This window comes from Wenzhouxiangella sp. YN9, assembly GCF_056324165.1.
This window is the reverse complement of record NZ_JBJNIP010000016.1, coordinates 1-281: the sequence shown is the minus strand read 5'-3', so window position 1 is coordinate 281 and position 281 is coordinate 1. Positions and strand designations below refer to the sequence as shown.

Genomic DNA, 281 nt, shown 5'->3' with positions numbered 1-281 from the left:
TTTGCCCGCAGTCGCTCCTGCGGAGGCCCCGGATTGACCGGTTTGTGGCTTCTGGAGGGGCCTACCAGGGAAGTGGTTGTTCTCGCAGCTTCATGAGGGCGAACTCTCCCGAAACGCCCTTCATCCAGCGCTGCCCGAGATCGGCGGCTTTGAGCATCAGCGCTTCAGCCGAGCCGATCGCGCGATAGTAGCGGCTTTCTGTGCCTTGGACGCGTCGCATCCATTCATGAGGGTGGCTGGCGACGCTCCAGAGCCCTTCGGGCGGCGATTTTTCGGTTGCG

General features: G+C 63.0%; 1 protein-coding gene. It reads right to left on the bottom strand.

Annotated elements, in window-relative coordinates; all coding sequences use genetic code 11:
* Positions 1-61: 61 nt before the first annotated feature.
* Positions 62-281: hypothetical protein (locus ACEWQ0_RS00030; protein ID WP_476484108.1), on the bottom strand; the 220-nt coding region annotated here is incomplete at its 5' end.